Source organism: Paenibacillus sp. XP01, from assembly GCF_057364885.1.
The window spans coordinates 2,908,613-2,925,294 of record NZ_CP139481.1; the positions used below are offsets into that span (position 1 = coordinate 2,908,613).

The following is a 16,682-nucleotide window of genomic DNA, read 5'->3' on the forward strand; positions in this document are numbered from 1 at the left end:
CATGCTGACGATACGTAAAAACAAAAACGTGGGCGGCCTGGCGACCGCTTCGCCGCGCGGAAGCAAACGGAACATGATCAAGAAAGACTTCAGGAAGAACTGGTTCGCCTACCTGCTCGCCATTCCGGTCATTGCCTGGTTTCTCGTGTTCTGCTACGGGCCGATGTGGGGTGTGCTGATCGCATTCAAGGACTATAAACCGCTCCTTGGCTTTGATGGCAGCCAGTGGGTGGGGTTCAAACATTTTATCGAATTTTTCGAAGGCCCGTACTTTTGGCGGGTCGTCAAAAATACGCTGCTGCTCAATGTTTGGGGCATCGTGTTTGGTTTCACGGCTCCCATCATTCTTGCGTTGATGCTGAACGAAGCCCGCGACGGCCGGTTCAAAAAAATAGTGCAGACGATCACGTACATGCCCCACTTCATTTCACTCGTGGTCGTCTGCGGCATGATCCACATTTTTACGGCCGACGGGGGCATCCTGACCCAACTGCTCGAATTCATTACCGGCAAGGAGTACAGCTCGCTGCTCGGATACTCGTCCCTGTTCAGGCCGATCTACACCTTCTCGGGCATTTGGCAGAGCATCGGGTGGGAAAGCATCATCTATTTGGCGGCGATGAGCTCCATCGACCCCGCACTGTACGAAGCTGCGGAGATCGACGGCGTGGGCAGGATCAAGAAGATGTGGCATATTACGCTGCCGCAGATTAGTCCGGTCATCGTCATCCTGTTCATTTTTGCGATCGGCGGTCTGATGGCTTCCGGATACGAAAAGATCATTCTGTTGTACAATCCGCTGACCTACGATACGGCTGACGTTATTGCGTCATATGTATATCGGCGCGGGCTGAGGGAAGCCAGCTTGAGTTATTCCACCGCCGTCGGCCTGTTAAGCTCGGTGATCAATTTTGCCCTGTTATGGGTCACGAACCGGCTCGCCAGACGTTATTCCGATGTGAGTTTATGGTAGGTTGGCAGAAAGGAGATGTGGGGATGAGCGTACGCAAATCGATGGGCAACCGCATGTTCGACGTGTTTAACTACACGCTGTTGACTGTGCTGACCCTGGCGTGCCTGTATCCGATTTTGCATATCGTGTTTGCGTCCTTCAGCGATCCGGCCAGGCTGGTTGCCCACAAAGGGCTGCTGCTGAAACCGCTCGGCTTCACGCTGGACGGATATAAGCTGATTTTCAAGGATAACAGCTTGCTGGTGGGGTACAAAAACACAATCATTTACGTCGGGCTGGGCACCTTGATCAACATGGTTATGACGATCATGGGCGCGTTTGTGCTCTCCCGGCGGGACCTTTATTTCAAAAACGCCATCATGATCGTGATCACGATTACGATGTTTTTCGGAGGAGGACTGATTCCCTGGTTTCTGCTGATGAAGGATATCGGCCTGTTCAACAACCTGTGGGCCATGGTTCTGCCCACCGCGCTGAGTACCTGGAACATCATCATTCTGCGGACCGGCTTTCAGGCGATTCCCGCCGAGCTGGAGGAGTCCGCGACCATTGATGGCGCAAGCCAGGCCCGCATCCTGTTCTATGTCATTTTGCCGTTGTCGAAAGCGACGCTGGCGGTCATCTTCCTGTATTACCTCGTGGGGAACTGGAATTCCTGGTTCAACGCGATGGTGCTTTTGCAGGATCGGGACAAATTCCCGCTGCAGCTGCTGATGAAGGAGATTCTGGTCGCCAACGATTCATCGGCAACGACGATGGGCAGCGCGGGCGGCGTCGTCATCGACAGTGCCGGAAGCTCGACCGCTTACCGGGAACTGGTCAAATATTGCACCATCGTTGTATCCACCATACCGATTCTGATGGTATATCCTTTCCTGCAGAAATATTTCGTCAAAGGGGTATACGTCGGTTCGATCAAAGGCTGAAGGAGATTGGTTAACCATGACAACTGAAAAGGCAACCGCAGCATCGATCGCGCGTGCGGATTATCCGAGACCGCAGTTTATGCGCAAGACATGGAGCTGCTTGAATGGCGAATGGGAATTTCAGTTCGACGATGCTTGCATCGGCGAGGAAGAGAAATGGTACAGTACCGAGCGGTTAACGGCATTTTCGCGTAAAATTCAGGTCCCGTTTGCCTTCCAAAGCCCGCTTAGCGGCATCGGTGATCCTTCGTTCCATGACATCGTATGGTATCGCCGAAGCTTCGAAGTCCCGGCCGAATGGAAGGGCAAACGGATCGTGCTCCATTTTGGTGCAGTGGATTATTCGGCCAAAGTGTGGGTGAACGGTAACCTTGTCGCGACGCATGAAGGAGGTCATACCCCGTTTCAGGCAGACATTACTTCCGCGCTGGCGGACAACGACAATTGGGTTGTCGTGCGCGCCGAGGATTTCAGTCGCGACGTTTCGCTGCCGCGGGGCAAGCAGTATTGGAAGGAGCAATCGGCGAGCATTTTCTACACCCGTACGACGGGAATTTGGCAAAGCGTGTGGCTTGAACCGGTCTCCCGCGTGCATTTATCCAGGATCAGGCTCACCCCTGACATCGATCGGAACGAAATCCGGGTGCGCGCTTTCCTGGAAGGTCTCCGTTCATCCGAAGAGCTGACGCTTGAAGTGTCGGTCACATATCAAGGAAAGCTTGTAGCAGAAGACCGGTACGGGATCAGACAGAATGAGGCGATGCGGACCATCGGTTTGAATGACTTTTTCGAACATGGCATGGGGCGTTTGTGGAGTCCGGAACATCCGCATTTGTATGACATTCACCTGCGTTTGCTGCGTGGAGAAGAATCCCTTGATGAAGTCGTCAGCTATTTCGGCATGCGCAAAGTATCGATCGAAGGCGGCAAGCTGTGCCTGAACAATCACCCTTACTTTCAGCGGCTGGTGCTGGACCAGGGGTATTTCCCTGATGGCGTGCTGACCCCTCCTTCCGACGAGGCTATCCAAAAGGATATCGAGCTGGCCAAAGCGCTGGGCTTTAACGGCGTGCGCAAACACCAGAAAACGGAAGACCCCCGGTTTCTGTACTGGTGCGACCGGATGGGATTGCTGGTCTGGAGCGAGGCTGCGAATGCTTACGCCTATTCCGAATCGTATGTTCGTCGTTTCACGAGGGAGTGGCAGGAGATCATCGAGCGGGATTATAATCACCCTTGCATCGTGACCTGGGTACCGCTGAACGAAAGCTGGGGCGTCCCGAACGTGCAGGTCGATGAGCGCCAGCAGCAGCATGGGTTAGCGATGGTGCATCTGACCAAATCGCTCGACGGCAGCCGGCCGGTCGTATATAACGATGGCTGGGAGCATATGACGACAGACTTGCTGACGATCCATGATTACGAGAGCCGCCAAGAGGTGCTGGAGGCGCGTTATGCAAGCGTGGAATCCGTCACCAGCTCGATGCCGTCCAATCGCAGGCTGTTCGTTGGCGGAGCGGCTTACGAGAGTCAACCGATCCTGGTGTCGGAATTCGGGGGCATTGCGTTCAAAAAAAGCGAATGGGAAGGCTGGGGTTACTCCGGCGCCGAGAACGAAGAGGAATTTCTGCAAAAGCTGGAGGCCGTCGTGCGGCCGATGTTCGATTCTCCGGTCGTGCAAGGGTATTGTTATACGCAATTGACCGACGTCGAACAGGAGATCAATGGACTGCTGACGTACGACAGACAGCCCAAGGCTCCGCTGGAAGCGATTCGCCGCATCATGGAAGGCCGGAAATAAGCCGTTCAAATCCAATTCGGGAAGGAAGCGTGTTGAATGATGAAGGTCAGGCATGGAAAAACACTGCTGCTCGCCCTATGTGCCCTGCTGGTATTCCCTATGGACGGTGCTTCTTATGCCGCCAGCACGCAGAACAACTTCTATAATGTCGTCATGCAGGACGGGGCGGACCCTTGGGTTTACAAACATACGGACGGTTATTATTACTTTACGAAAACGACCGGCGGCAATGTCACGATCTGGAAATCCAAGCAGCTGACGGCGATCGACGCGGCGCCTACAACGGTGGTAAATACCGGATGCTGCGGCATATGGGCTCCTGAGCTGCATTATATTAACGGGGCTTGGTACATCTATTATGCCAAAGATGATGGGGATAACGTGAACCATCGGATGTATGTCATGGAAAATACGTCTCAGGACCCGACGCAAGGCACTTGGCAGTACAAAGGCCAGATCACCGACCCGACGAACAAATGGGCCATCGACGGCACGGTGCTGCAAACGGGCGGGCAGCTGTATTTTATCTGGTCAGGCTGGGAAGGCGACACGAATGTGCGGCAGAATCTGTATATCGCGCATATGAGCAATCCATGGACCATCGATTCCAATCGCGTGGAAATTGCGCGGCCTACGTACGCTTGGGAGACCAACCATTCACCCAACGTGAATGAGGGCCCTCAGGTCATCATCCGCAATGGCACGATCAGTCTGGTGTATTCGGCCAGCGGCAGCTGGACCAACGATTATTGCCTCGGGCTGATCACGGCCAGCACATCCGGCGATTTGCTGAATCCGGCGTCCTGGCAGAAACGAAACCAGCCGATTTTCCAATCGGGTAACGGCCTATTCGGCCCTGGCCACCATTCGTTCACGAAGTCTCCGGACGGCACCGAGGACTGGATCGTGTATCACACGGCCAAATTCAACAACAGCGGCTGGAATCGGGAAATTCGGATGCAAAAGTTCACGTGGAACGCGGACCATACGCCGAATCTCGGAGTCCCGGCCAATCCCAATCAACCGATCGCTTTGCCTTCGGGCGAAGCAGCGGTTGTCCGGTACGAAGGCGAAGAGGGAACTTTCGGCGGGGCGGCCTACGCTTCGCAAAGTCCCAACGGCTCGGGAGGCTGGAAGGCAGGACATATTGATACTGCCGACAGTTACGTGGAATATGACGTCAACGTGCCGATGGCAGGCGAATACATCCTGCTGGCGAGAACAGCGAATGGCACGGAGGGCGGGAACTGGTCCAACCTTCGCTTAAGCGTGAACGAAGGCACCGCAAATGCATTCCATATCACGAACAAGGGCTGGGAAAACTGGGGACTGTCCACGGCCAGAATCCAGCTCAAGGCAGGTGTGAACAAAATCCAATTCACCAAAGGAGACGGGTACGGCGAGATCGACTACTTTGATATCAAGCCTGTCAACGGAGAGATATGATGGTCTGTTTGGGAGAGAGTTGTTTGCGTGCGGAGGAAGACGAGGAGTGCCCCAACGACAGGTCATGAAATGAATGCAGGTGCCCTGTTAGCGTAAAGCGCAGCGGGGCACCTTTTTTTTGAATGAGGGTGTGGACAGTGTTGGATTGTAGGCGATAGTTGCGCCAGATTCTAGCGAACCTGAGGCACGTTATCGGCCCACAAAAGCGCAGAAACTGCACGGATGAGGCGGAATAAGGTGACTGAAGTTCGTTAGCCACACAAAGTGGCGAAAAACGCCCGGATAAGACGTGTGAGGTTCGTTAGCGCTCAGCCGAACGTCGTGAAAAAGGGGCGACCTCATCCAGCACATTTGGCTGCTGGCGAGAGTCGCTCCTTTTACGCAGCGAAGCTGCTTTTCCAAGCAAAGTTGCAGCCTCCAGAGATCAAGCCTGCTCGCAGTTCATCACTGCTCGCTCAAACGTGTACGATTCCCCGTCATCCGGTACGAGTACCTGTGAGGCCATGCCTTTCTCCTGCGCGAATGCCTTCAGCTCGGCTCTCGACAGCGTCCAATGGTTTACGGCCTCCATATGCACCGACACGATCGTTGCTTCCGGCGCGGCTTTGTGTACTTCGAAGATGTCTTCTTTGCCCATCACGAGAGAGCCTCCTTGCAGAAACTGGTTGTCGCCGCCGTTAACCACGATCACGTCAGGACGGTGCGTCAGAATGGTTTGTCCCACTTCTTCGTACCAAACGGTGTCTCCGGCGACATAGAGCGTGGGTTCATCCGGATGTTTGAACACTACGCCGCAGACAACTCCGGCCAGATTCAAGATTTCGCCCCGGCCATGCTCACCTTTGGTTTTCACGAGCTGAATGTCCCCGAAAGTGCTATCCTGCTTCAGCACTTCCGTATGTTCAAAACCGTCCTCAGCCACTTTGGCTGCATCTGCTTCGTTTTGCACAAACATCTTGATTCCTTGGGGAAGCCGTTGTATGGCTGCCTCATCATAATGATCCAAATGCAGGTGCGTCACAATGACGGCGTCCACGTCGACAATTTGTTCGATCGGCAGCGGCAAACCTACGAGCGGATTCATCTGATCCTGTCTGACCGAGTTGGGAAACGGGGGATATGCACCTTGGTCAGCAAGAAAAGGATCGACCAAAAATGTTTTTCCGGCATATTGGATAATGATCGTTGCATTACGGATTTGCGTTATTTTCATGGGTGAGTGCTCCTTTATTTCAAGATGCCTTCAGTGTACAGGATGGACAGCGGCCGTTTACATAGATAAAATCAAGTCATTACCTGCTTTGGCTTGATTTATGAAAGAAAAGCGATCGGAAGAGGGTGCTGCACTTGCAGTGGCCTGGTATGATTGGTTAATGATTAATGCGGTTTCGATAGAGAGTGGATGAATGGACAGAGAGGGGGCGATGTCGTGCTGGATCAAACCGATGTGCGCATTTTGGAGGAGCTGTCCAGAAACAGCCGCATCACGATGAAAGAGCTTGGCGAAAAGGTTCACCTTACGGGGCAAGCGGCTGCGACGAGGGTAGCCAAATTGGAAGATCAGGGCGTCATCGAGGGGTATACGATTAACATTAACCAATCTAAAATCGGATGTCAGGTGCATGCAATGATCACGATTTTTACGCAAAGCCTGCATCACAAACCGTACCTTGATTTCATCGAGGCATATAAGCCGAACATGCTTAATCATTACAAAATCAGCGGCGAAGGATGTTATATGCTGGAGAGCCGTTTTCCGTCCAATGAAGCGTTGGACCGATTTTTGGTAAAGCTGAACGAGCATGCAAACTACAAGTTAAACATCATCATTAACAAACTTTGATCTGCCTGACGATGTTACGTCATTGTTAACTTTTTGCCTGAAAAGTATTGAATTCTGGTTCTGCCTGTGTATAATATGAACTACAACTGAAATTCACAAATGTTTTCTAGGGTTCCGCGACGTCCTGTCGGCTGGTCCGAGAGAAAACTCACAGTCGCGAGCGACTGTGTCACGGAAGGATAAAAGCCTGGGAGATAAACTGCTGCATGCAGTTTTCTCCCGGGCTTTTTTTATTTTTGCTGCTTTACATCAATATTACATGCAGCGTAATCAAAAGGAGGATGCAGAAAATGAACAAGACATGGGGATCTGTCGTTATTGCGGCATTGTTTGAGGTTGGATGGGTCATCGGACTGAAACATGCCAGCGGATTTTTGGAATGGGGAGCCACGGTGATTGCCATTATTGTCAGTTTCACGTTAATGATTATGGCCGCGCGCACGCTTCCGGTCGGAACGGTGTATGCCGTGTTTGTCGGGTTGGGAACGGCCGGAACCGTCCTTGCGGAAATTTTGTTGTTCGGGGCGGGGGTGGAGGCGTCCAAACTGCTGCTGATCGGTGTGCTTTTGCTTGGCGTAATCGGTCTTAAAATGCTCAGCAAAGAAAAGAAACAAGAAAATGGGGTGCAGGAACGATGAACTGGGTATTTTTAATTTTGGCGGGGATTTTCGAAATGGTTGGCGTACTCATGATCAATAAATTCAACAAAGATCGGAATATGTTGTCCGTGATCTATATGATTGCAGGATTTGGCTTGAGTTTCTTCTTCTTGTCCTTGGCGATGAAAACACTGCCGATGGGAACGGCGTACGCCGTCTGGACCGGCATCGGAGCATCGGGCGGAGCGATTCTTGGCATGATTTTTTATGGTGAACCGCGGAATGCAGCAAGGATTTTGTTCATCGCCATGGTGCTTGGGTCGGCGGTCGGATTGAAATTGGTCAGTTGATGAATGAGAGAGAGTAGCAGCCACGAACCGTGGAAACCATATTGCGTCATGCACCTAAAAGAACAAAACACCCAAAAGAACCGGATGCCTCGGCATTCTGGTTCTTTTTGGCATTTTCAGAGCACCTGGCATTTCACTTGCCTTGTGCGTTCACATGGCTTCTTCGATCTCAGCCAACGTGCTGCTTTTGGACGTAGATTTCAGCCGTTGATTTGCGTAGATCAGCAGACCCAACACGATCCAGCCGGTACCGAGCAGCAGAGAGGAAGCTTCGAGCCTGGTGATGAGATACAGGATGAAGATCGCGCCTAATAAAGGGAAGAGCATGCGGACGATCCAGTCCTGAATGCTGCGTCTTTTCTCGCGAATAATGTAATGGCAGATGACGGACAGATTCACGAACAGGAATGCGGTGAGCGCGCCGAAGCTGACAAACATGATCGCGGTTTCCAGGCGGATGAAGAGCGCCGCCAGCGAAATCAGGCTGACCAGCACGATATTGAACACGGGTGTGCGGAATTTGGGGTGGATCGAGCTGAATTTGCGCGGCAGCAGGGAGGATCTTCCCATCACGAACAACAGTCTGGAAACCGTAGTCATGGACGACATGCCTTGTGCAAGCACGGAGAAGATGACGACAAAAGTAAAGATGGACGCAAGCGTTCCGCCGCCGATGGCCTGCATCAATTCGAAACCTGCGGAGTCCATATGGCTGAACGTGAAGGATGGGAGCATCTGTTGAATCAGATACGCGGTCGCAAAATACATGATGCCGGCAGCGCTGACGATGATCAGAATGGCACGCGGAATCGTTTTTTCGGGGGTACGCGTTTCTTCCGCCATCGTGGTGATCGAGTCAAAACCGAGGAAAGAAAAGCAGACGAGCGATGCACCGGCCAATACGGCAGAGATTGGGACGCCTTCGACGGAATTCAGGGGATTCAAGCCGGCAGTGATGCCTTGCGTCATCGCTTTATATACAAGAAAGGAACAGAAGCCGGCAATGAAGACGATCTGCATGAGCACAAAAACTTTGTTGACGTTCGCTGACGTTTTGATGCCAATGATGTTGATCGTCATCACGACCAGCGTAAGCAGAACGATCCAGACGGAAGAAGGGATGGAAGGGAACTGCGCATGGAGGTTAATCCCGAACATGAGCACGGCCACGATGCAGGAGAACAGGTAATCGAGCAGGATAACCCATCCGACCAAAAAGCCGATAAACGGATTCATCGCTTGACTTACGTAGGTGTAGGCAGAACCTGACACCGGGAACGCTTTGGCCATCTGTCCGTAACTGGCCGCGGTAAACAGAATGGCGATAAACGCAAGCACGTAAGCGGCCAGCAGCATGCCTTGGGAACCTTCATGAAGCACGCCAAAGCTTGTGAAAAATATCATCGGGGACATCCATGCCAATCCCATCGTCACCACATGGCTTAAGGAGAGATTTCTTTTCAGTGTTAGTTTTTGTGACATATTAAAACCTCCTTCAAAATTCATAACGAATCGATCGTTTTGTTCATGTTATAACACTTCACATTCTTGCAGGGCTTTTGTTAAAAATCAAGCCTTATTTTTCGCTATAACCGAACGTTTGATTATTTTCTTTAGTAGAATTTTCGCGGTTTTGAATAAAGGATGTGAAAAAACACAAGCCGAAAGACCTGTTCTTGAACTTTTTTCAAAAAAACTATTGTGATTCATGATTTTACGTGTTAGTATTCATAACATGAATTGCATAAAATGTTTTCTAGGGTTCCGGGCCGCTAACGCCGGCCGACTGGTCCGAGAGAAAACGCATCAGGAATCCGATCTGATGTACACGGCGGGACAAAAGCCCGGGAGAATCGATCAAAGAGCGATCTTTGATGTTTCTCCCGGGCTTTTTTCTATACTTTTTTTCAGGAGGAATGCACAATGACAGTCCCATTCACAATGACATTGCAGCCTGGCGGCAAATGGTCCGCCCGCATAGGCCGAGGGAAGAACATTACCCTTAAGGCAACCGGAGAACGCGCCAATGTTGCGGCACTGCTGTTCCATACACTCGATCCGGCCGAGCGCTATAACATGCCAGATACGTTGAAAGCCCAGCACACCGCATTTTTGACAAGCGGCAACGTACTGATGAGCGACCAAGGCAGAGTGCTCGCTTCGATCACGGAGGATTCGGTGGGATGGCATGATCCGTTATCCAGTTATACGACTCGGGAAGCTACGGACGAAAAATACGGAACGACAACATACCAGGCGCAGCGTAATGACTGGCTGCGAAACGGCGAAGAGAACTTCAGGGTAGAGCTGTTCCGCCATAACCTGTCGCCACGCGATATCGCGGTCCCGGTCAACTTTTTCTCCAAAGTGGTTTGCGAACGGGACGGCACGATGCGATACACGGCTCAGGAAACATCTGGCCGGTCGGTTACGCTCCGCACGGAGATGGATATTTTGCTGGTTCTATCGAATACGCCGCATCCGCTTGATCCTTCAGATCAATATCCGGATGCAAGCATCATCGTTACCGTGACCGACGCCGAACCTGTATCGGAACTTGATCCATGCGTACTTCATTGCGGCGAAAACCGCAGAGCCTTCGAAAATACATGGAATGCCTATACATTGATGAAAGGGGTCAACTAATATGAACACATTTCAACCTGTACAAAGCGAGATGCGCACCGAAAACGCCATCTACGAACATATCATTCCAGCAGGAGACGGTTGGCTGCACGATCTGCTGCCAGGACAAACGCTGCGCATCGTTGATATGGAAGGCAATCAAGCGGTGGATACGCTGTTTTATTCCACGACAGACCCGTCCGACCACTACAGCGCGGTGCGGACGATTACCCAACAGGGCAATCTGTACTTGACCACAAGTTCGACGCTGCTCGCCGAATCGGGCCAGGCACTGCTCCGAATTACAGCCGATACCTGCGGCAGGCATGATACGATCGGTGGCGCTTGTTCGGCACAGAGCAACACGGTGCGTTATGCGCACGATACACTTCCGATGCATAACTGCCGCGATACGTTTATGCTGATGCTCTCCCGGCGGGAGGAATATACGAAGCGGGACTTGGCGCCAAACGTCAATTTCTTCATGAATGTTCCGGTCACGCCGGAAGGCGAGCTGACGTTTGCCGACGGCATTTCCGCACCTGGCCGTTACGTGGAATTGCTTGCGCTTGCTCCGGTCACCGTGCTGATCAGCAACTGTCCGCAATTGAACAATCCATGCAATGCCTATAACCCTACTCCAGCCAAAGTGCTTGTATGGGATGCAGAAGGAGTGAACGCGCATGTTTAAAAAAGTACTCATTGCCAACCGCGGTGCCATTGCGGTGCGCATCATGCGGACGTTGCGCCGGATGGGCGTATCCAGCGCAGCCATTTACACAAAGGCGGACCGGGACAGCCTCCATGTGGAACATGCAGACGAGGCGATCCTGATCGGGGAAGGTCCGGCCAGAGAGAGCTACGTGAACGCCGAATTGGTTCTGCAGACGGCCATCGAGGCTGGTGCAGACGCCATTCATCCGGGATACGGGTTTCTGAGCGAAAATGCGGCATTTGCGAGAGCGTGCGCAGAGAAGGGCATCGCCTTCATCGGGCCATCCCCCGAACATATTGAGCTGTTCGGCTTGAAGCATACGGCACGGGCGATGGCCGCGGAAGCAGGCGTACCACTGCTGCCCGGCACGGAATTGATGAACACGCTGGAGGAAGCGGTTCAAGAAGCGGACCAAATCGGTTATCCGGTCATGCTGAAATCGACGGCAGGCGGGGGCGGAATCGGAATGCGGGTCTGCGAGCATGAAGAAGCGCTGAGGGAAGCTTTCGAATCGGTATCGCGCCTCGCGGCAGCCCATTTTAACGACGACGGCGTTTTTCTGGAAAAGTACATCGCTCGCGCACGTCATGTCGAGGTTCAAATTTTCGGTATCGGCAGCGGCGAAGCGTTTGCATTGGGAGAACGCGACTGTTCCGTGCAGCGCCGCAACCAGAAAATCATTGAAGAGACTCCGGCACCGTGCTTGCCCGACGATGTCCGGAAAGAGATGCATGAATGCGCGCGCAGGCTGGCGATGTCGGCAGGGTATCGCAATGCGGGGACGGTGGAGTTTCTGTACGATCCGGATGAGGAGCGTTTCTATTTCCTTGAGGTGAACACGAGGCTTCAGGTAGAGCACGGCGTGACGGAAGAAGTGCTTGGCATTGATTTGGTCGAATGGATGGTCAAAGAAAAGGCCAATGAATTCGGTTCGCTGAATGTGTCTGTACCTGCGCCGACAGGTCATAGTTTGCAGGTGCGGTTGTACGCAGAGGATTGCATGAACGAGTTCCGGCCAAGCGATGGACGCATCGATGCCATCCGTTGGCCTGAAGGGGTGCGGATCGAGAGTTGGATTCAGCCGGGGTTACATGTAACGACGCTGTATGATCCAATGCTGGCGAAATTGATCGTGCGTGCCGAGACGCGGAGCGAAGCCATTGCCAAGATGAAAGTCGCGCTGCAGCAGCTTCGCGTGTACGGCGTGACCACCAATCAGTCATATATTGAAGCGTTCCTGGATAACGATGCATTCGCAAGCGGAACGGTGCATACCCGAATGCTTTCCGGCTTTAAACCGATGGAGCATGCGATCGAAGTGCTCGATGGCGGCGTACAGACTACCGTGCAGGATAGCCCGGGCAGAATCGGGTACTGGGATATCGGAGTGCCGCCATCCGGCCCGATGGATCAGCTTGCTTTTCGCATCGGCAACCGGCTGCTGGGCAATGAAGAACAAGCGGCCGGACTGGAGATGACGCTTCGCGGGGGAACATACCGTTTCAGGGATGAGCTCACTTTTTGTTTGACAGGTGCAAATATGAATGCCGAGCTGGATGGCCTCATCGTTGAACCCTATTCACCGATCACTGCCTCTCCTGGCGCAGTGCTGACCTTGGGCGAGGCCAAACAAGGGATGCGGACATATCTGCTCGTAGCCGGAGGACTTGACATGCCGCTTACGCTCGGGAGTGCGGCGACGTTTACGCTGGGAGGCTTCGGCGGACATGGGGGCAGTGCGCTGCGGACCGGAGCCGTCCTTCGGGTGGGCAAAGCCAAAGGAAGCCCGCTTGCTCCGCTTGCAGCGGATCGCAGACCCGAGTATAGCAATGAATGGACGATTGGCGTCATCCCGGGTCCGCATTGCACCGACGAGTACGTTCTGCCCGCGTATCTTGGCCAGTTGACCGAGACAACATGGGAAGTGCATTTCAACAGCTCCAGAACCGGCGTCCGCCTGATCGGCCCGGCTCCGCTGTGGGCGAGAACCGATGGTGGGGACGCCGGACTGCATCCGTCCAACATTCATGATAACGCGTATGCCGTCGGCGCGCTGGATTTGACGGGCGACATGCCGATCCTGCTCGGACCGGACGGGCCGAGTCTCGGCGGATTTGTCTGTCCCGTAACGACGGCGACCGCAGAACTATGGAAGCTGGGTCAATTAAGCCCTGGCGACAAGGTTCGTTTCAAGTTGATCACCGTCGAAGAAGCAGAACGGCTCAGAGCGGAGCAAGAGGAGTATGTGCAACAGCTTGACGTTCAACCATTGCTGCCAGCGCTGCCCGAAACGTCCAGGGGCGATTACATGCCGATCCTGGCCCAAGCGACAGAAGGCAGACGTTTTGCCATCGCCATCCGCTGCTCCGGCGACGAGAACATCCTCGTGGAATACGGGGAGCGGGAGTTGAATCTGTTGTATCGTTTCCAGGCGTACGTGCTTATGGAAGCCATCAAATCTAGTGGAAACATTCCGTTCATCGAGCTGACTCCCGGCATCCGATCGCTGCAAATCCATCTCGATGCGTCCCGTATGTCCGTCAAAGAAGCGGCAGCACTGGTGATGGAGTTGGACTTGCAGCTTCCGGAGCTGGAAACGATCGAAGTGCCTTCACGGATCGTCAAACTGCCGCTGTCCTGGGATGATCCGGCGACGCGTCTTGCCATTGAGCGTTACCAGCAAAACGTTAGACCGGATGCGCCGTGGTGCCCAAGCAATCTGGAATTTATCCGGCGCATGAACGGGCTGGGTTCATTGGAGGAAGTTGCCGAAATTGTGTTTAATGCTTCGTATCTCGTCATGGGGCTCGGCGACGTGTATCTCGGAGCACCGGTTGCCGTGCCGCTGGACCCTCGCCACCGGCTCGTGACGACCAAGTATAACCCTGCGCGCACGTGGACGCCGGAAAACGCCGTAGGCATCGGCGGCGCATATCTTTGCGTATACGGGATGGAAGGTCCGGGCGGATATCAATTCGTCGGTCGTACGGTGCAGATGTGGAACACGTTCAGAGAGACGAACCATTTTGAAGCAGGAAAGCCTTGGTTGCTGCAATTTTTCGATCAGCTTCAATTCTATCCTGTGTCGGAAGCGGAGCTTCTGAAGATGCGCGAAGAATTTCCGCGTGGCGGCTTTGCCGTCGAGGTGGAGGAGACCACGTTCCATTTGGGCACGTACCTGGAATGGTTGAACTCGATCGCCGAGGAATCAGGCAACTTCCGTAAGCAGCAGCAGAGCGCATTCCAGGCCGAACGGAACTATTGGAAGGAGCTTGGCATTGCCGAATACGTCTCCGAGCCTGAAGCCGCGGCTGCGCTGGAAGAGGTAGAGATGCCGGAGGGCAGTCTCGGCATGAGCAGTTCCATGTCGGGCAGCGTGTGGAAGGTGTTGGTCGAGCCAGGCCAAGAGGTTCGTAAAGGCGACACTATTATAATAGAAGAAAGTATGAAAATGGAGTTCCCGCAGCTGGCTCCGGCAGATGGAGTTATTGCTTCGATCTACGTTTCGCCAGGGGATCAGATCAAGTCGGGAGACTGGATTGCGGCGATCATTCCGGCGATCAAGGAGGAGGTTGTGCGATGACGATCAATGCCGTTCCGAAAAGGATGACCATCGATGCGCTTCGTACCGGTTATCTCCGTGGCAGCTTCACGCCTTCGGAGGTGGTGGAGAGCATCATCAGGCGGGCAAGCGATACGGAAGATGATCATGTCTGGGTCACGCCGCCGTCGATGGAGTTGATTGCTCCATATCTGAACAATATTCAACATTTGTCCATCGCCGATTATCCGCTGTGGGGCATCCCGTTTGCCATCAAAGACAATATTGAAGTGCAGGGCTGGCCCGTGACGGCAGGTTGTCCCGAGTATGAGCGCGAGTCGGAGCGGCATGCAGCTGTCGTGGAAAGATTGGTCGCTGCCGGCGCCATCCCGGTCGGCAAAACCAACCTCGACCAATTCGCCACAGGGCTTGTAGGTACAAGAAGCCCATATGGTGAAACGCACAACGCTTTGCGGCCTGAGCTCATCAGCGGAGGATCAAGCTCGGGTTCGGCGGTAGCCGTTGCCTTGGGGCAGGCAGCTTTCGCGCTCGGCACCGATACCGCCGGTTCGGGCAGGGTGCCAGCCGCACTCCACGGTCTTGTCGGGTACAAACCGGCTGTAGGGGCATGGCCTTCCATCGGTTTGGTGCCCGCATGCCGGAGCATCGACTGCATCACCGTTTTTGCGCATGCGCTCGGAGATGCCGTCGCCGTCGATGGCGTGGTGCGGGGGCCGCATCCCGAAGATGCTTTCTCGAAAGCCCGCCCTCTTGGGCCGTCCCGCGCACCTGCCAGATGGTTGTTTCCCAAAGGCGACCTGACGTTTTTCGGCCCATTTGCCGAAGCGTATGAAGCGGCCTGGAAAAGGGCGAAACAAACCTTGCTGCAGTCAGGGATCAGCGTGGAGGAGGTCGATGTGTCCCTGCTGCAAGAGGCTGCTGCGCTTCTGTATGAAGGACCGCTCGTCGCTGAACGGTGGGCGGATTTGGAGTCGTTTGTGCAGGCGCATCCCGGAGCCTTGTTTCCCGTAACCGAAGATATATTGCGGACAGGCGGCAAAGAGGAATTTACGGCAGCTTCGCTGTTCCGGGCGCAGCACCGTCTGGCCGAGATTCGCCGCAGCACGGAAGTTTTGCTGAAAGATGCCGTCCTTGTCCTGCCCACATGTGGAGGAACGTGGACGAGGGCACAAGTGCGGCAGGATCCGATTCGAACGAACAGCCTAATGGGGCTGTATACGAATCATTGCAACTTGCTCGATTTAAGCGCCGTTGCTGTTCCAGCAGGAGATGCGGCAGAACATCTGCCGTTTGGACTGACGCTGTTTACGCTGCCCGATCAGGAAGCGGTTATGGTAGAAGCTGCAAAATGGGTGGAGCGGAGCCAAGAACGCATGTTGGTGGCCGTTTGCGGGCTGCATATGAGAGGTATGGCGCTGGAACCTCAGATGACCGGGCTGGGGGCTTATTTTGTGGAAGAGGCGCGGACTGCACCGGAATATCGCTTGTATCGATTGGATACGACTCCAGCCAAGCCTGGCTTGGTTCATGTGCTTGAAGAGGGCGAATCCATCGCATTGGAGCTGTGGAGCATGCCGATTTCCTCTTTTGGCGTATTCACGGCAGCCATTCCCGCCCCGCTCGGTATCGGCAAAATCCGGTTGCAGGAAGGCAGAGTTGTGTCCGGTTTTAGTTGTGAAGCCTCGGCTGCACCAGAGGGCGTGGATATCACGTCCATGGGTGGATGGAGGAACGCGGAAGCGAATAACACTGTCTCGCATACAAGCTAAACACGATAACGAAGCGGCTGATCCTAAGGATCGCCGCTTTTTTGTCATCCGTAAAATTTTTACATAAGCCATA

General features: G+C 53.7%; 13 protein-coding genes and 2 riboswitches. Of the genes, 11 read left to right on the forward strand and 2 right to left on the reverse strand.

Annotated features, from left to right (window positions below; translation table 11 throughout):
• Position 1 precedes the first annotated feature (1 nt).
• From SNR34_RS13440 to SNR34_RS13455, 4 genes are read left to right on the forward strand one after another with little or no spacing between them, the layout of a single operon-like run.
• The gene (locus SNR34_RS13440; RefSeq protein ID WP_486182115.1) at positions 2-973 is read left to right on the forward strand and encodes an ABC transporter permease; all 972 of its coding nucleotides are present in this window, start codon (positions 2-4) and stop codon (positions 971-973) included.
• 23 nt (positions 974-996) lie between these two features.
• Entirely contained in the window at positions 997-1,899 is a 903-nt protein-coding gene (locus tag SNR34_RS13445) for a carbohydrate ABC transporter permease (RefSeq protein WP_236416862.1), read from the forward strand.
• A gap of 16 nt (positions 1,900-1,915) precedes the next feature.
• Positions 1,916-3,700 (forward strand): glycoside hydrolase family 2 protein, encoded by a 1,785-nt coding sequence (locus tag SNR34_RS13450; protein ID WP_486182116.1) that lies wholly within the window; start codon positions 1,916-1,918, stop codon positions 3,698-3,700.
• A 39-nt stretch (positions 3,701-3,739) separates the two neighbouring features.
• A complete protein-coding gene (locus SNR34_RS13455; protein ID WP_486182453.1) occupies positions 3,740-5,146 on the forward strand; it encodes a family 43 glycosylhydrolase in 1,407 nt (468 codons plus the stop codon).
• 424 nt (positions 5,147-5,570) lie between these two features.
• On the opposite strand, the gene SNR34_RS13460 is transcribed toward SNR34_RS13455, so the two are convergent.
• Positions 5,571-6,359 (reverse strand): MBL fold metallo-hydrolase, encoded by a 789-nt coding sequence (locus tag SNR34_RS13460; protein ID WP_486182117.1) that lies wholly within the window; start codon positions 6,357-6,359, stop codon positions 5,571-5,573.
• 216 nt (positions 6,360-6,575) lie between these two features.
• On the opposite strand from SNR34_RS13460, the gene SNR34_RS13465 reads away from it, so the two are divergent.
• The 3 genes from SNR34_RS13465 to SNR34_RS13475 all read left to right on the forward strand — a co-directional run bounded on the left by SNR34_RS13465 (position 6,576) and on the right by SNR34_RS13475 (position 7,938).
• On the forward strand, positions 6,576-6,989 hold the full coding sequence (locus SNR34_RS13465; RefSeq protein WP_339277939.1) for an Lrp/AsnC family transcriptional regulator: 414 nt from the start codon (positions 6,576-6,578) through the stop codon (positions 6,987-6,989).
• A gap of 95 nt (positions 6,990-7,084) precedes the next feature.
• Positions 7,085-7,185: riboswitch (guanidine-I (ykkC/yxkD leader) on the forward strand.
• Between the two features lie 94 nt (positions 7,186-7,279).
• A complete protein-coding gene (locus SNR34_RS13470) occupies positions 7,280-7,627 on the forward strand; it encodes a DMT family transporter (RefSeq protein WP_486182118.1) in 348 nt (115 codons plus the stop codon).
• Positions 7,624-7,938 carry a DMT family transporter gene (locus SNR34_RS13475; protein WP_236416872.1) on the forward strand — a complete coding sequence of 105 codons (315 nt, stop codon included), beginning with the start codon at positions 7,624-7,626 and terminating at the stop codon, positions 7,936-7,938. The genes SNR34_RS13470 and SNR34_RS13475 overlap by 4 nt, the downstream gene beginning before the upstream one ends.
• Positions 7,939-8,088: 150 nt before the next feature.
• On the opposite strand, the gene SNR34_RS13480 is transcribed toward SNR34_RS13475, so the two are convergent.
• Positions 8,089-9,420: an APC family permease gene (locus SNR34_RS13480; RefSeq protein WP_486182119.1), complete on the reverse strand. Its 1,332-nt coding sequence runs from the start codon at positions 9,418-9,420 to the stop codon at positions 8,089-8,091.
• Positions 9,421-9,683: 263 nt separating this feature from the next.
• Positions 9,684-9,791: riboswitch (guanidine-I (ykkC/yxkD leader) on the forward strand.
• A gap of 70 nt (positions 9,792-9,861) precedes the next feature.
• On the opposite strand from SNR34_RS13480, the gene SNR34_RS13485 reads away from it, so the two are divergent.
• Genes SNR34_RS13485 through atzF form a run of 4 tightly spaced genes read left to right on the forward strand, consistent with a single transcriptional unit; the run spans position 9,862 to position 16,609 of the window.
• On the forward strand, positions 9,862-10,584 hold the full coding sequence (locus SNR34_RS13485) for an urea amidolyase associated protein UAAP1 (protein WP_486182120.1): 723 nt from the start codon (positions 9,862-9,864) through the stop codon (positions 10,582-10,584).
• Position 10,585: 1 nt separating this feature from the next.
• Positions 10,586-11,254, forward strand: coding sequence for an urea amidolyase associated protein UAAP2 (locus tag SNR34_RS13490; protein WP_486182121.1), 669 nt, complete (start codon positions 10,586-10,588; stop codon positions 11,252-11,254).
• Positions 11,247-14,861: an urea carboxylase gene (uca, locus tag SNR34_RS13495; protein ID WP_486182122.1), complete on the forward strand. Its 3,615-nt coding sequence runs from the start codon at positions 11,247-11,249 to the stop codon at positions 14,859-14,861. Before SNR34_RS13490 ends, uca begins: the two co-directional genes overlap by 8 nt.
• The gene (gene atzF / locus SNR34_RS13500; RefSeq protein WP_486182123.1) at positions 14,858-16,609 is read left to right on the forward strand and encodes an allophanate hydrolase; all 1,752 of its coding nucleotides are present in this window, start codon (positions 14,858-14,860) and stop codon (positions 16,607-16,609) included. Before uca ends, atzF begins: the two co-directional genes overlap by 4 nt.
• Positions 16,610-16,682: the final 73 nt, after the last annotated feature.

Excerpts from the sequence above, each read along its gene's own strand:
- SNR34_RS13480 (WP_486182119.1), bottom strand. The coding sequence starts at position 9,420 with ATGTCACAAAAACTAACACTGAAAAGAAATCTCTCCTTAAGCCATGTG.
- SNR34_RS13445 (WP_236416862.1), top strand. The coding sequence starts at position 997 with ATGAGCGTACGCAAATCGATGGGCAACCGCATGTTCGACGTGTTTAAC.
- SNR34_RS13440 (WP_486182115.1), top strand. The coding sequence starts at position 2 with ATGCTGACGATACGTAAAAACAAAAACGTGGGCGGCCTGGCGACCGCT.
- atzF (WP_486182123.1), top strand. The coding sequence starts at position 14,858 with ATGACGATCAATGCCGTTCCGAAAAGGATGACCATCGATGCGCTTCGT.
- uca (WP_486182122.1), top strand. The coding sequence starts at position 11,247 with ATGTTTAAAAAAGTACTCATTGCCAACCGCGGTGCCATTGCGGTGCGC.
- SNR34_RS13460 (WP_486182117.1), bottom strand. The coding sequence starts at position 6,359 with ATGAAAATAACGCAAATCCGTAATGCAACGATCATTATCCAATATGCC.
- SNR34_RS13475 (WP_236416872.1), top strand. The coding sequence starts at position 7,624 with ATGAACTGGGTATTTTTAATTTTGGCGGGGATTTTCGAAATGGTTGGC.
- SNR34_RS13470 (WP_486182118.1), top strand. The coding sequence starts at position 7,280 with ATGAACAAGACATGGGGATCTGTCGTTATTGCGGCATTGTTTGAGGTT.
- SNR34_RS13450 (WP_486182116.1), top strand. The coding sequence starts at position 1,916 with ATGACAACTGAAAAGGCAACCGCAGCATCGATCGCGCGTGCGGATTAT.
- SNR34_RS13455 (WP_486182453.1), top strand. The coding sequence starts at position 3,740 with ATGAAGGTCAGGCATGGAAAAACACTGCTGCTCGCCCTATGTGCCCTG.
- SNR34_RS13485 (WP_486182120.1), top strand. The coding sequence starts at position 9,862 with ATGACAGTCCCATTCACAATGACATTGCAGCCTGGCGGCAAATGGTCC.
- SNR34_RS13490 (WP_486182121.1), top strand. The coding sequence starts at position 10,586 with ATGAACACATTTCAACCTGTACAAAGCGAGATGCGCACCGAAAACGCC.